Origin of the sequence: Craurococcus roseus, assembly GCF_039523795.1 — a bacterium.
Taxonomy (GTDB): domain Bacteria; phylum Pseudomonadota; class Alphaproteobacteria; order Acetobacterales; family Acetobacteraceae; genus Craurococcus; species Craurococcus roseus.
The window spans coordinates 48,535-61,710 of sequence record NZ_BAAAFZ010000015.1 but is presented as its reverse complement, the minus strand read 5'-3'; the positions used below and the strand labels follow the sequence as shown (position 1 = coordinate 61,710).

At 74.6% G+C, this 13,176-nt stretch carries 10 protein-coding genes; 4 read left to right on the top strand and 6 right to left on the bottom strand.

Annotated features, from left to right (window positions below; genetic code table 11):
* Nucleotides 1-88: 88 nt before the first annotated feature.
* Nucleotides 89-1,327 carry an MFS transporter gene (locus ABD067_RS07660; RefSeq protein ID WP_343894627.1) on the top strand — a complete coding sequence of 413 codons (1,239 nt, stop codon included), beginning with the start codon at nt 89-91 and terminating at the stop codon, nt 1,325-1,327.
* A 145-nt stretch (nt 1,328-1,472) separates the two neighbouring features.
* A complete protein-coding gene (locus ABD067_RS07655) occupies nt 1,473-1,724 on the top strand; it encodes a helix-turn-helix domain-containing protein (RefSeq protein WP_343894626.1) in 252 nt (83 codons plus the stop codon).
* A 12-nt stretch (nt 1,725-1,736) separates the two neighbouring features.
* Here ABD067_RS07655 and ABD067_RS07650 read toward each other — a convergent pair whose 3' ends face one another.
* Genes ABD067_RS07650 through ABD067_RS07635 form a run of 4 tightly spaced genes read right to left on the bottom strand, consistent with a single transcriptional unit; the run spans nt 1,737 to nt 5,739 of the window.
* A complete protein-coding gene (locus ABD067_RS07650) occupies nt 1,737-3,173 on the bottom strand; it encodes a (2Fe-2S)-binding protein (RefSeq protein WP_343894624.1) in 1,437 nt (478 codons plus the stop codon).
* Nucleotides 3,170-3,472 carry a (2Fe-2S)-binding protein gene (locus tag ABD067_RS07645; RefSeq protein ID WP_343894623.1) on the bottom strand — a complete coding sequence of 101 codons (303 nt, stop codon included), beginning with the start codon at nt 3,470-3,472 and terminating at the stop codon, nt 3,170-3,172. The genes ABD067_RS07650 and ABD067_RS07645 overlap by 4 nt, the downstream gene beginning before the upstream one ends.
* On the bottom strand, nt 3,453-4,580 hold the full coding sequence (locus tag ABD067_RS07640; protein WP_343894622.1) for an NAD(P)/FAD-dependent oxidoreductase: 1,128 nt from the start codon (nt 4,578-4,580) through the stop codon (nt 3,453-3,455). The genes ABD067_RS07645 and ABD067_RS07640 overlap by 20 nt, the downstream gene beginning before the upstream one ends.
* 52 nt (nt 4,581-4,632) lie before the next feature.
* Nucleotides 4,633-5,739 carry an anhydro-N-acetylmuramic acid kinase gene (locus ABD067_RS07635; RefSeq protein ID WP_343894621.1) on the bottom strand — a complete coding sequence of 369 codons (1,107 nt, stop codon included), beginning with the start codon at nt 5,737-5,739 and terminating at the stop codon, nt 4,633-4,635.
* A gap of 69 nt (nt 5,740-5,808) precedes the next feature.
* On the opposite strand from ABD067_RS07635, the gene tyrS reads away from it, so the two are divergent.
* Nucleotides 5,809-7,038: a tyrosine--tRNA ligase gene (gene tyrS / locus ABD067_RS07630; RefSeq protein WP_343894620.1), complete on the top strand. Its 1,230-nt coding sequence runs from the start codon at nt 5,809-5,811 to the stop codon at nt 7,036-7,038.
* A 386-nt stretch (nt 7,039-7,424) separates the two neighbouring features.
* Nucleotides 7,425-7,808, top strand: coding sequence for a hypothetical protein (locus ABD067_RS07625; RefSeq protein WP_343894619.1), 384 nt, complete (start codon nt 7,425-7,427; stop codon nt 7,806-7,808).
* A gap of 100 nt (nt 7,809-7,908) precedes the next feature.
* Here the strand turns inward: ABD067_RS07625 and ABD067_RS07620 are convergent, their stop codons facing one another.
* Nucleotides 7,909-9,276 (bottom strand): alpha/beta hydrolase family protein, encoded by a 1,368-nt coding sequence (locus ABD067_RS07620; RefSeq protein ID WP_343894618.1) that lies wholly within the window; start codon nt 9,274-9,276, stop codon nt 7,909-7,911.
* A 190-nt stretch (nt 9,277-9,466) separates the two neighbouring features.
* Nucleotides 9,467-13,162 carry a YhdP family protein gene (locus ABD067_RS07615; protein ID WP_343894617.1) on the bottom strand — a complete coding sequence of 1,232 codons (3,696 nt, stop codon included), beginning with the start codon at nt 13,160-13,162 and terminating at the stop codon, nt 9,467-9,469.
* Between the last annotated feature and the right edge of the window lie 14 nt (nt 13,163-13,176).

The window sequence follows — 13,176 nt, the reverse complement described above, 5'->3', positions numbered from 1 at the left end:
ATGGTCGCGGCATGAGGAACGGCGCCCGCATCCCCGCGCCCACGCCGCCACCGGGGCCGCACGGGCAGGATTCTGTCCCTGGCGATGCATGGATCGTCGCCGGCGCGCGCCGCGCTTGCCGCGGGTGAACGCGCGCGGCCGCCGCGTCGTCGTGGTAGCGCTCGGGACGTCGCAGACCGTTTCCTGGGGCTCCTCCTACTACCTGCCGGCCATCCTGGCAGAACCGATGGCACGTGACTTCGGCCTCGCCCCGCCCTGGGTGTTCGGCGCCTTCTCGGCGGCGTTGGTCTTGGCCGCGCTGCTCGGCCCTCGGGTCGGCCGGGCGATAGACCGGCGGGGCGGGCGGCCGGTGCTGGCTTGGTCAAACGTTCTGCTGGCCTCCGGACTGTGCCTGCTCGCCGCAGCGCAAGGCCCTGCGGCGCTGGGCGCCGGCTGGATGGTGCTCGGCGGCGGCATGGCGCTCGGCCTCTACGACGCCGCTTTCGCCACGCTCGCGTGGCTGTACGGGCGCGAGGCGCGAGGCGCGATCACCGGGATCACGCTGATCGCGGGCTTCGCCAGCACCGTGGCATGGCCGATCTCCGCCTTTTGCGAGGAGCGACTCGGCTGGCGCGGGGCTTGCGTGGTTTGGGCGGGGCTGAACCTGGCGCTCGCCCTGCCGCTGAACCTCCTGCTGGTGCCGCGCCGCACGGTTCGGCCGGAAGCGGAGGCCGGCGCGGCGAACCGGGGCGACGACGCCGTGCCGCCGCCGCCCCGGTTCGCCGCGCCGTTGCTCGCCGGCACCTTCGCCGCCGTGTCGTTCGTCGCGGGCGCCATGGCAGCGCACCTCCCGGGGCTGCTCCGCGCGGCCGGGGCCGACGCGGCCGAGGCGGTCGCCGCCGCGGCGCTGATCGGACCCGCCCAGGTCGGGGCGCGGCTCGCCGAATTCGGCCTGCTGCGCCGAGCCCACCCGTCGGTGTCCGCGAAGCTCGCGGCGCTGGGCCACCCGTTGGGTACGGCGGCGCTGCTGTTGTTCCCGGGTGGCCTCGGAGCGGTGGCCTTCGCGCTGCTGCACGGGGCCGGGAACGGGGTTATGACGGTCGCAAGGGGCACCCTGCCGCTGGCGGTGTTCGGGCCTGCCGGCTACGGCGCCGTCCAGGGCCGGATCACCGCGCCCGCACGGTTGCTGCAAGCCTTGGCGCCCTTCGCTTTCGGTTGGCTGTTGGAGAGCGCCGGCGCGGTCGCAGCGGTGGTCGTGACCTCCGGGCTGTCCCTGGCCGCTTTGGCGGCGTTGCTGGGTTTGCGCCTTGCCAACCCCACGCCCCGCGCGAATTCCTCGCTTCGCTGAGCGCCCGAACCGCTGCGCCCGTCCCGTTCCGGGCGGCCGAGATTTGGCAAAAAGCTTCGGCAAATTCGGTACTTACGCTCATTTCAAGATTGCAGAGAAGGGCCGCGATCACCATCTCTGTGCCACAGAAACACGGAGCGATCCGATGCAACTCAGTCCCCTCGTCGCGCGGGGCCGGGTGTTCGCGGCCGCGCGGATGCTGGCGGGCCTCGGCCAGCCTCAGCTCGCCGCGGCGGCAGGCCTGTCCCCTTCGACCATCTCCAAAATCGAGCAAGGCCGCAGGAACGTTCGGCAGGAGACGCTGCGGGCCGTCAGCCAAGCCCTGGAAGGCTTGGGCGTGGACCTGACGCAGAACACCCGCACCGGGCACCACGCCGTCGGCACCAGCTACGCCTGACAGGCGGTCCCGTCACAGCCGCTCCACCGCGCGCCGCTCGGCCTCGGTGCGCGGCAGCGACGCCACCTGCGCCAGGGTCACGGGCCGCACGGGCGCCCGCAGGCGGAGGTAGCCCACCTCGGCGGGCGTGACGCCGCGCGCCGTGGCGATGGTTTCCGTCACGGTGAGGCCGCACATCCGGCCCTGGCACGGCCCCATGCCGCAGCGCAGCCAAGCCTTGAGCTGGTTCGGGCCGGTGGCGCCGAGCCGGGCGGCCTCGGCGACCTGCGCGCCCGTCACCTCCTCGCAGCGGCACGCCACCGCGTCCGGCGCGGCCGAGCGGAACCGCGGCGCGGGGCGGTATAGCGTGTCGAGGAAGGGGCGCCCGCGCAGCCATCGGGCGCGCTCTGCGCGAAAAGGCGCGGCGCGGCCGTCGCGCTCCGCTTCGGACACGGCGCGGAGGTCGGCGAGCGCCGCCAGCGCGGCGATGCGCCCGCTGAGCGCCGCCGCTTCCGCGCCAGCGATGCCCGCGCCGTCGCCGGCCAACAGCACGCCGGGGACGGTGGTGCGGCCCCAGCAGTCGGTGCGCGGAGCGAAGCAGGCGTTCGCCTCCTGCCACCCCAACCCGCAGCCGGCGGCAACGGCGAGGTTGAGGTTCGGCGTGACGCCGTGGTGCAGCAGCACCGCGGCGAAGGTCGCCGAATCCTCTCCGCGCTGGCCGCGCGTCCAGAACAAGCGCACCCCGCCGCTGGCGCGTTCGATCCGAAAGCCGTCCACGCCGGCCACGACGGGCACGGCGCGGCGCGCGCGGAGAAGCAGCGGCAGGCCCTTGCGCGCGTAGGGGCTCAGCAGGAAGGCCGGCAGGTGCCGCGCCGCTACGCGGCGGTTCTCCCGCGGGGTGGTGTCGAGCACCAACGCCGGCGGCGCCCCGGCCGCCGCCGCCTGCGCCGCGTAGAGCCACAGCAACGGCCCGCAGCCCGCGAGCGCGTACCGGCCATCCGGCACCATCCCGTGCGCCTTCAACGCCGTTTGCGCCGCGCCGACGCTCATCAAGCCCGGCAAGGTCCAGCCCGGCACCGGCACCGGGCGCTCCAGCGCCCCGGTCGCCAGCACCACGCGCCCGGCTCGTACCACCGCCGCGCCGCCGCAGTCCGGCAGGGTCAGGCCGAGTTCCAGCCGGTCGTCGAGGTGCCAGACCTGGGCGCGCGGCAGGTGGTCCACCGCGCCTGCCAAGCCGGCGAAAGCGCGCGTGGCGGCGCCGCCGCCAGCCGCGTAGTCCTTGCCGAGCACGCGCCCGTCCGCGAGCGGGCCGGCTGCCGCTGCCCGCCAAACTTGGCCGCCGGCGGCCGGGTTGTCGTCCGCCACCAGCACGGAAACGCGGGCCGTCGCCGCTTCGGCCGCCGCCGCCATGCCCGCCGGGCCGGCACCGACCACGACGACGTCGTAGGCGTCGCGCGGGAGGGCCGTCACCGCCCGACCTCGCGCCGGCCCCGCTGCGTTTCCACCGCCATGCCGGCGCGCAGCGGCACCAGGCAGCTTTGCGCGTTGCCGGCGCCGTCGATGGTGACCAAGCAATCGTGGCACACGCCCATCAGGCACCACGGCCCGCGCTCCGCGCCCGACACCGCCGTCCGCCGGAAGGCCCGCCGGCCGAGCGCGAGCAGCGCAGCGGCCACCGTGTCCCCTTCGCGCCCGCTCACCGGCTCGCCGTCCAGGGTGAAGGGCAGTTCGCGCGCGGCCGCCGCCGCGTCAGGCAGCCGCCGGAACATCGAACCTCCGCGCCGAGAACGGCGCCATGTCGGCCGCGAGCGCACCGTCCGCGATCATCGCGGCGAGCGGCCCCGAATGCGCCGCGGCGAGCGTCACGCCGCTGTGGCAGGTGGCGAGGAAGGCGCCGGGCGCGTCCTCGGATCGGTCGTAGACGGGGAAGCCGTCGCGCGTCATCACCCGCAGCGCCGCCCAGCTCCGCACCACGTTGAGCCGGCCGACCTTGGGGAACATCCGCACCGCGCGCTCCGCCATCGCGCCGAGCACGCCGAGGCCGATCCGCTCGTCCAGGCCCGCTTCCTCGGCGCTGTCGCCGATCATCACGCTCCCCTCGTCGGTCTGCCGCAGCGTGACCATCGGGTGCGACAGGAACGGCGCGCAGCGCTCCGTCACCAGCACCTGCCCGCGCTGCGGCCGCACGGGGGCCGAGAGGCCGACCATGGGCGCCAGGCGCGCATTGCCGATGCCGGCCGCCAGCACCACGCGGCCGGCCAGCACCGGCCCCCTTGCCGTCTTGATCCGGAAGCCCGCGCCGTCGCGCGCGATCCCCTCCACAGGCCGTTCCGGCAGATAACGCCCGCCGCGCGCCCGGAAGCTCTCGTGCAGCGCCCGGAACAAGCGGAGCGAGTTCACGTGGCCGTCCAAGGGGCAATAAACGGCACCCGCCACGTCCAACCCGACATCCGGAAATTCGCGCTCCACCGCGGCGCGGTCGAGAACCTCGAAATCGTAGGGGATCCAGCCGGGCTGGTTGTGCATCCGGACCAACGCTGACTGGCGCTTTTCCAACTCCTCCTGTGACAAGGCGAGGGAGAAGCCGCCGGGCCGCCGGTGGGCGACGTCGGTACCGGTCTCCTCGCGCAACTCACGCGCGAAGCCGCCCCAGGCATCGGACGAGAGGCGCGTCCACGCGCCGTAGCGCGCCATCCCGAGGCCCTTCGATTGGACCCAGACCAGCGCGAAGTTGCCGCGGCTCGCCCGGTGCGCCACGTCGCCTTCGTCCAGGATCGCCGTTGACAAGCCGCGCCCTGCCAAGCCGCGCGCGACAGCCGCGCCGACCAAGCCGCCGCCGACCACCGCCACGTCGCAGCGCACCGCGTCTGGGTCCATCCGGCCCCTTATGGGCCGGCCGCCACGGGCCGCCAACAACGGCGCCGCGCGATCACGGCAGCCGGCCGATCAAACTCCCGCCGGGCAGCGGGCGCGGCGCGCCGGTGGTGCCGGGGAAGGTCAGCGGCAGGCCGCGCGCGACCCGGGCAGCGAGCACGCCGAAGGCTTGGGCCTCCAAGGCATCGCCGTCCCAGCCCACCGCTTCTGCCGGACGCACCGGCTGCGGCAGGGCCGCCTGGAGGGCGCGCATCACCGCCGCGTTGCGCCGCCCGCCGCCACCGACCAGCCATTCCCGCGGCGGCGCGGGCAGGTGGCGGAGCCCGGCCGCGACCGAGCCGGCGCAGAACGCGACCAGCGTCGCGGCGCCATCCGCGGCCGGCAGGCCCTCGGCGCCGGACTCCCGGAGGACGCGACCGAAATCGAGCCGGTCCAGCGACTTGGGCGGCGGCAGCGAAAAGAAGGGGTGCGCCAGCAGCCTCGCCAGCACCTCCGGGTGCGCTTCCCCGGCGGCCGCCAAGGCGCCGTCCCAGTCGCAAGCCGCGCCGGTGTGGCGGCGGGCCCAGTCGTCCAAAGGGCCGTTCGCCGGCCCGGTGTCGAAGGCGACCAGCGCCCCGTTGGCCCCGATCCAGGTGACGTTGCCCACACCACCCAGGTTCAGCACGGCGAGCGGCTTGGGCAGCTCCGCGGCCAAAGCCGCGTGGAACACCGGCACCAGCGGCGCCCCCTGCCCGCCCGCGGCCACATCGGCGGAGCGGAAATCGTGCGCGACCGGCTTGCCGGTTAGTTCGGCCAGCAAGGCGGCGTCGCCCACCTGCCACGTGAGGCCGCCGCCCCGGCCCGCCGGCCGATGCAGGATGGTCTGGCCGTGGAACCCGATCAGGTCCGCGTCCTCGGCGACGGCGGCCACCGCTTCGGCATGGCGGAGGGTGAGGCGCCGGACGCAGTCGAGCAGGAGCGGGTCGTCCGGCGGCAGGCCGTTGCCGGCGGCGGCGGCGTTCGCCCGGTCCAGCAAGGCCCGGAGGTCGCGGCGCAGGCCGTCGTCGTAGGGCAGGGTCAGCCGCGGGCCGAGGCGGCCGATCCGCTCGCCGTCCGTTTCCACCCAGGCGGCGTCCACCCCGTCGAGGGAGGTGCCGCTCATCATCCCGATGGTTCTAAGCATGGACGCCACGTGCTACGCGGACGCGGCCCGGGCAAGCAAGGGCGATCTGTTGTGGCGGTGCAGGCGACGATGAGCGGCGGCGATTTCCTACAGGCGGCGCGGGAGCGCGGCTTCCTCCACCAAGCGACGGATGAGGCCGCGTTGGCGGCCAAGCTGCGCGCGGGGCCGGTTTCGGCCTACATCGGCTTCGACTGCACGGCCGACAGCCTCCACGTCGGCCACCTGATGTCGATCATGCTGCTACGGCTGTTCCAACGCACGGGCAACCGCCCGGTCGTTCTCATCGGCGGCGGCACTACCAAGGTGGGCGACCCGTCCGGCAAAGACGAGGCGCGCCAGCTCCTCACCGAGGGGGCCATCGAAGCGAATAAGGCCGGCATCCGTCGCAGCTTCGAGAGCTTCCTCGCCTTCGGGGAGGGCCAGACCGAAGCGGTGATGCTGGACAACGCGGCTTGGCTGGACCGGCTGCTCTACATCCCCTTCCTGCGCGACGTGGGGCGGCACTTCTCGGTCAATCGCATGCTGACCATGGACAGCGTGCGCCTCCGGCTGGAACGCGACCAGCCGCTCTCCTTCCTCGAATTCAACTACATGCTGCTCCAGTCCTACGACTTCCTGGAGCTGCACCGGCGGCACGGCGTGGCGCTGCAAATGGGCGGCTCCGATCAGTGGGGCAACATCGTCATGGGCGCCGACCTGGTTCGCCGGATGGCGGGCACAGAGGCCTTCGGCCTGACCACGCCGCTGCTGACCACCGCTTCGGGCGCCAAGATGGGCAAGACCGCGGCCGGCGCGGTTTGGCTGAACCCCGACCGCCTCGCCCCCTACGACTATTGGCAGTACTGGCGGAACACGGAGGACGCGGACGTCGGCCGCTTCCTTCTGCTCTTCACCGAGGTGCCGGTGGACGAGGCGCGGCGCCTCGCCGCGCTGGACGGGGCCGAGATCAACGAGGCCAAGAAGGCGCTGGCGACGGAGGCCACGGCGCTGCTGCACGGGCGCGCCGCGGCGGAAGCGGCGGCCGAGACGGCACGCCGCGCCTTCGAGATGGGCGAAGCGGCGGAAACGCTGCCAGGCATAGAAGCCGCGCTGCCGGCGACGGTGGTGGACCTGCTGGCGGCCGCGAAGTTCGTGGCGAGCAAGGGCGAAGCGCGGCGGCTCGTGGCGCAGGGCGGCGTGCGGCTGAACGACGCCACGGTCACGGATGCGACGCAGGCGGTGACGGCAGCGGATTTGCGGGACGGCGCGGCGAAGCTGTCGTTGGGGCGGAAGCGGCATCTGCTGGTGCGCGCGGTGTGACCGGACGCACCCCGCGCGTGTCACGCTTCTGAACGACTGATCGAACGGGAGCGCCGGGCCGGCGTCGACGCCGGCCCGACGCGCCATCCGGTACCGGTCCAGGGTCGCAGGACCGATCGCTTTCCGGCGGGGGGACCGACGTGCCGTTGCTGGCACCTTTCGCCCCACCCCCTTTGCACGCCTGCTGCGTGGGGTGTGCTGCGCCGCACAGACCGCGCCCTTTCCGCCGGCATATGCCCTTCATGGAGGATGAAACCGCGACAGTTGCGATCCTGGCGCGGCCTCGCAGACGGAAACACCAAGACCGGCAGTCCGGCGACGGATGGTTCCGTCAGCACGCCCGCGACATCCCCGAAGGAGGACGCACGAGCACATAGGAGAGAACCATGACGCGCAGCACCGCAATCGCTTCCTGGGCCATCCTGGCCGCCTTCGCAACATCTCCGCTGGCGGCGCAGGCGCCGAGCGGGGCTGGCATCGCCAGCTTTGTCGGGCCGGACGCCGGCAGCGTGGTGGGCGGCGGCGCCGCCACCCTGCTCGGCGGCGGAGACGACATGGTCATCCTTTACAGCCCCGGCGGCGCAGGCGGGGGCGGTGCCGATTACGCGCAGCCCGGACGGACCGCTCGGTTCACTAGCACAGACGGCGACGGGCCGCAGGTGGAGTACCCCGGCGCGGTACCGGCCGGAGCGGGGCGTGGCCGCGAGGCGTGGCTCTTCGGCGGGGGCGACAACGCCGAGGTCGTCTACGCGCCTCGGGCGGAGCGCTGAACGCTCGGTTGTGGCGGCGGGGCCGCGCCGCCCACCACCGCCGCGCGCCCGGTCGGCCGGACGCTCCGGCCGTGAGCCGGGGCAGGCCCGCCCGGCCCTTTCAGGAACGGGGGTCGGGCGGCGCCGCGGCGAAGGTGGCGCGGAGCTGCAGCGGCTCGCCGCCGACGACGTGCAGGAAGCGCCCGTCCGCGAGCACCGCGTCGCAGCCGTCGTCGCTGGTGCAGAGCCGGTCGCCCTCCACCCACCAGCGGCGGGTCGCGGTGCGCTCCGCCGGACGCTGTGGGTGGAAGTGGGACAGGTCGCCACCCGGGCCCCAGTGGGTGTACCGGGCGGCCCCCGTGCCGAAGCTCGACCAAGCCGTGCCGGTCAGCCGCCGCCCGGCGAAGGCGGCCTTGATCTCCTCCCCGCTGAGCCGCCGGCCCTGCGGACTGAGGATCGGTTCGCCGGTCCGCAGCGCCTGCCGCAGCGTCTCGCCCGACCTGCCCATGGCGCAGGCATATGCCACCTCCACGGCACGCACGCCGGTGATGTGGTAGGTTTTCTTGGGCCCGAGCTCCGGACGGTCGAAGCCTGTGATGTCGGCGTCGAAGACGCGCAGGCCCTGGCGGCGCGCGGCCTCCTCCCAGGCCGCCCAGGCGGCGTGCGGCACGTTGCGGTCGCGCGTGTCGCCGACGACGAAGACGGTGGCGTTCGACCGGATGCTCCCGACGCTGCGCATGGGATCGGCGAGATCGCCGTTGCGCATGGCGAGGTGGTCCGGGACCGCCCCGTCCTGCCGCCGGTGGAAGGTGGTGAGGTCGAGCGGTGCCGAGGCGATCACCGCGCAGCGGATGTCGTCCCGCCGCGCCAGGAGATTGGCCACGATGGCCCCGCCGGAGGAGAAGCCGGAGAGCGCGAAGTCCTGGAAGCCGTGGCGCCGCTTCAGCTCGGTCAGCGCTGCGTCCATCAGCAGGACCTCATCCCGCGTGTGCCGGTCCTCCGCGTGGTCGCCGGAGGAGCCGTGCATGCCCGGACGCCCCATCAGGAACACGGGCATACCGGGCATGACGCTGGCCACCATTTCCGCCACGAAGCGCCGCGACTCGGCGGTGTGTTGGTAAAAATCGCTCACCGCGTCCATACCGAACCTGCCACCCACGAAGCGGTAGGAGGCGCCGCCCGGGTCGCCCGGGAAGAACGCGATAGCCGTCCGCGCCGGCTGCTCCGTCCCCCCCAGGGAAAAGCGTATGCATTCGCGGCGGCTGCCGATGTCGATCCAGATCCCGTCGGGCAGCGCGCGGCACCCCGCCTCGGTCGCGGTCGCGCCGCTGATCAGCCCCTCGCGGGTGAAGGTGTCGGCGGAAAAGCCGTGCGCCGCCCACGGCTGGGGCCTGCGGTCGACGGCCCCTGCGCAACCGGCGGCCGCCAGCAGCGGCGGCACCGAAACCGCCGCGACGACGGCCGCCAGCTTCGAGCGAAGGGCTGCCATGGCGCACCTGTGTCGAACGGATGGACGCGGAGCTTAACGGCGTCGCGGCGATCGGCCAGCGCCCGAACGCATCACAATACGCGCATGGGCCGGCCGGCGACGCATCCCAGGCGCGGGCGCCGCGGGCGGCCGCCGGCGACCTGGGCTCCCGATGACCCCCTCGGGTCCGAAGGAGCTGCCAGCTCCACTCTCACCGAGGCGCGGCCCCGCCTCCCCCGTTTCCGCGTCCCTGGTCGAAGATGCCGAACAGCCCGCGCAGGAAGCCCGGCGTCAACGCGGCAAGCGGGTTCACCGTCACCGCCGGGTCGTCCAGCGGACCCTGCACGCGGTAGGTCGCGGCGAAGAGGCCGCCGCCGGCCTCCGGGCTGAACAGGCGACCCACCAGCGGCACGCGGCCGAGCAGGGAATTGAACACATAGGCCGGCACGATGGTGCCCTCCACCTCCGCCACCCGGCGCTCGCGCCCGATGCGGCCCTTGGCGGTCACGCCGAGCGAAGCCGAGAAGGCACGCGCGTCGCGGAGCACCAACGCTTCCGGCGTCAGCGCGAAGGGCGCGACCAGCCGGGCGAACACGAGGCCGTCGCCGCCTTGAACCGCTTCCACCAGCCCGTACAGCGTCATCGCCTGGAGGACCTTGGCCGCGGCCGGGGCGTCGCGCAGCACGAAGTTTTCCAGTTCGGCGGTGCCGCTGAGCGGCGCGCCGGGCCGCAACTCCTCGTAAGCGGCGTTCACAGACAGACGTCCGCCGCTGATGGAGTTCACATCGACCGCGCGGAGGAAGGCGCCTCCGTCCTCGGCGGCGACTCGCAGCACGCGGCGCTGCCCGCCATCGGGCGAAAGCGACAGGTCGAAGGCGCCGCCCCCGGCGTCGGGCGCGGCGGCGGTGCGGCCGGCGGCGCGCAGCGCGCGCAAGACGCCGGTGGCGTCGAACCAAGCGCTGCCCTGCACGCCGCCGAACTCACCCGTTTCGCCAGCCAGCGCCCGGTCGAAGCGGAGGTCCAGGGTGATGGGGAGGGAGCGGCTTTCCGCGTCCGGCCCGTCGCCGCGCTTGCCCCGCGGGGACGGGCCGGACGACAGGAAAGGCCGGAGGTCGAGCAGCGGCCCGCGCAGCGCCGCCCGCCACGCTTCGCCTTCCGCGGTGCCGTCGCCGGCGGGTCTCCGCACGGCGCCGGCGAAACGCGACGCGCCGAAGCGCCCTTCGGCGACCTCCACCTGCTCCAGGCGCTTGCCGCCGGCGCTGAACAGGGCGCGGCCGCCGCGCAACGAGAGATCGGCTGCGCCGAGCCGCATGTTCTCGGCGGAGAGCAGCGCGTCGCCCTGCAGTTGGAGCAGCGCTTCCACGGTGCCCGCCGTGCCCGGCGGCTTCTCCCAACCGGAGGGGTTGAAGACCAGCCGGGCGTCGCGCAGGTCGCCGCGCAGCGCGACGGTGCCGGCGCCGTTGCGGCGCCGCTCGTAGCGCGCTTCCACGGCGGTCGGGCCTTCCAGCAGCCCGCCGGTGTCGAGGCCGAACAACGCGATCTGGCGCGGGTCGGCGCGGCCGGTGAGCGTGGCGCGCTCCTGCACCTGGGTCGGCGGGCCGGGGCGGAAGTCCAACTCGGCGTTGAGCCGCACGGGCGCGCCCTCCAGCAGCCCCTGCCCGCCCAGCTTCAGCCCTTCGGTGGTCGCGGTAAGGTCGAAGCGGCCGTCCAGGAGATCGTGGCCAAGCAAGGCGCCGCGGAGTTGCGCGTCGGCGATGCGGGCGGCGGCGTCGATACGAAAGCGTTCCACCGGCAGGTCGGCGAGCAAGGGGAAGCCGATCCGCAGTCGCGCGTCCGCTTGGCCGCCGGTGACGGTCAGTTCCAGGGGCTTGCGCTCGAACAGCTTCAGCCGCGGGTGCTTGATGACCGCGACGGCCTCCGCCAGCGGGCCGGAAACCTGCAACGCAATCTCCGCGTTGCCCGGCTCCGCGTCCAGGCCGTGGAATCGGACATTCGCCTCGCGCACCTCGATCGCGCCACGGCCGCCGGTGTCGGCTCGCGCCTGCCGCGCGCCGCTCCGGGCGGTGATGGACACGGCGTCGAGGGTGAACTCGGCGACGCCGGACGCCCCCTGCACAGGCGGGATGGGCCGGAGCCAGTGGACGGTGGCGCCGGATGCCTCGGCCCGGCCGGAAAGGGCGGAAACGCGCACGGCGTCCAACGCTTCGGGCAGTTCCGCTTCCACGCGCCACGCGCCATCCCGCGCCTCGCCGGCGGTGACGTTCTGCACCAGCCAGCGGCGCACGTTGGGCGCCAAGCCCTCAGGCCAGTAGGCGCCGAGGTCGGCGAAGCGGACCGCGTCCATCCCGACGTCGATGCGCGCCAGCCACCCGGCGCCGCGGCGTTCCGCCCCGCCCCGCGCGGTGACGGTCGGGCCGGCGGCGGCGCCCGAGACCGCCGGCAGCCGCGCCGACAGGCTTTCCAGGCGCAGCCCGTCCGGCCGGAAGGACGCGGACACCTCCGCCGCCGCCACCGCCATGCGGCGGTCCTGGCCGAGCACGAACACCGCGTCGGTCGCCTCCAGCCCCGCCCGCGCCTCGACCAATTCGATTTCGCCGAACGTTTCCGGCGCGCGGAGCGAGAGCGCCAGCCGGGCGCCGCGGAGCGTGCCTGACGGCATGGCGCCCAGCACGGCGCGGCGCAGCCCGGCCTCGAAGCCCTCCGGCCAAGCGCGGTCCAACGCCGCGGCGGGCAGGGTCGTCGCCCGGAGGTCGAGCGCGGCCTCCCAGGCGCCGCCGCGCAGCGCCGCTTCGCCGCTGCCGGTCAACTCCGCCCCCGGCCCGGCGTCGGTCGGCGGGAGGGCGAGGCGGGCGCCGCTCAAGCGGATAGGCGCACCGCGTCCCTCCGTGACCGCCGAGGCCGACAGCGCCGCGAAGGGCAGGTGGTGGCCGCCGCCGAGGCGCAACCGGCCGGGCTCCGCCGCCACTTTCGCCTCCAGCCGTTCCGGGCGTCCCCAGGCGTCGAGGTCGGCGGCCGCGGACAGGCCGACGGAGGCGTCCAACGCCGACAGCGGCCCGAGGCCGGGCCACACCGCGGCGAGTTGCGCTGGGCGGAGCGCCGGCAGCGACAGGCCGAGCGTGACGCTCATCGGCCGGCCGCTGGCCGAGCCGTGCAACCGCACCGGCGCGCTGAACGCGCCGCTGCTGATGGTCGCGGCGCCGTCCGCGATCAGCCCGCCCGCATCGGCCCTGCGGATGTCGACCTGCGTGTCGACGAGCGACCAGGAGCGGCCGAGCGCCGCATCGACGACGGCGACCTCGCCGTCCGACACACGGATCCGCCGCAGCGCGTCGAAGGCGCCGCCGCGGTCGGAGGGCGGCAGCGCCAGGGAGCGCAGGACAGCCATCGCCTCGGGGACCGCGCCGCCGCCTTCCGCCTCCGCCGTCGGCGGGGCTTGATCGGCGGCGGCGGGGGGCCGCGGCTGGAGGGCGAGGTCGAACTCGCCGTCCGCCCGGCGCAGCACGACCAAGCGCGGCCGCCGCAACTCCACCGTGGCGAGGGCGAGCGACCCGCGCAGCAGGGCCCGGACGGACAGGGTGGCGCCCGCGCGCGGCAGTTCGCCGCGGACGCCGCCACCGGAGTCGAGGAGCTTGATGCCGGACAGGCGGATGTGGAGCGGCGCAGCGGCGCCTCCCCTCCAACCCTGCCACGCGATGGCCGCCTCGCCTATTTGGAGGGAGCCGCCGCCGAGTTGCCCGGCCGCGGCCTGCTCCAAGGCCCGCGCCAACGGCGGCAACGGCAAAGGCCCCTCCCCCAGCCGCCAGACGAGCGCGGCGAGGCCCAGCACGGCGGCGACCAGCAACGCGAGCAGCCCGGCCACCAAGCGGCGCAGGACGCGCGAGGCCGCTTGACCGGGCCGGCGCGTCACGGGTCTGCTCCCCG

What these genes read in the sequence shown, in the direction of transcription:
- tyrS (WP_343894620.1), top strand. Translation starts at nt 5,809, where the DNA reads ATGAGCGGCGGCGATTTCCTACAGGCGGCGCGGGAGCGCGGCTTCCTC.
- ABD067_RS07625 (WP_343894619.1), top strand. Translation starts at nt 7,425, where the DNA reads ATGACGCGCAGCACCGCAATCGCTTCCTGGGCCATCCTGGCCGCCTTC.
- ABD067_RS07640 (WP_343894622.1), bottom strand. Translation starts at nt 4,580, where the DNA reads ATGGACCCAGACGCGGTGCGCTGCGACGTGGCGGTGGTCGGCGGCGGC.
- ABD067_RS07635 (WP_343894621.1), bottom strand. Translation starts at nt 5,739, where the DNA reads ATGCTTAGAACCATCGGGATGATGAGCGGCACCTCCCTCGACGGGGTG.
- ABD067_RS07620 (WP_343894618.1), bottom strand. Translation starts at nt 9,276, where the DNA reads ATGGCAGCCCTTCGCTCGAAGCTGGCGGCCGTCGTCGCGGCGGTTTCG.
- ABD067_RS07655 (WP_343894626.1), top strand. Translation starts at nt 1,473, where the DNA reads ATGCAACTCAGTCCCCTCGTCGCGCGGGGCCGGGTGTTCGCGGCCGCG.
- ABD067_RS07660 (WP_343894627.1), top strand. Translation starts at nt 89, where the DNA reads ATGGATCGTCGCCGGCGCGCGCCGCGCTTGCCGCGGGTGAACGCGCGC.
- ABD067_RS07645 (WP_343894623.1), bottom strand. Translation starts at nt 3,472, where the DNA reads ATGTTCCGGCGGCTGCCTGACGCGGCGGCGGCCGCGCGCGAACTGCCC.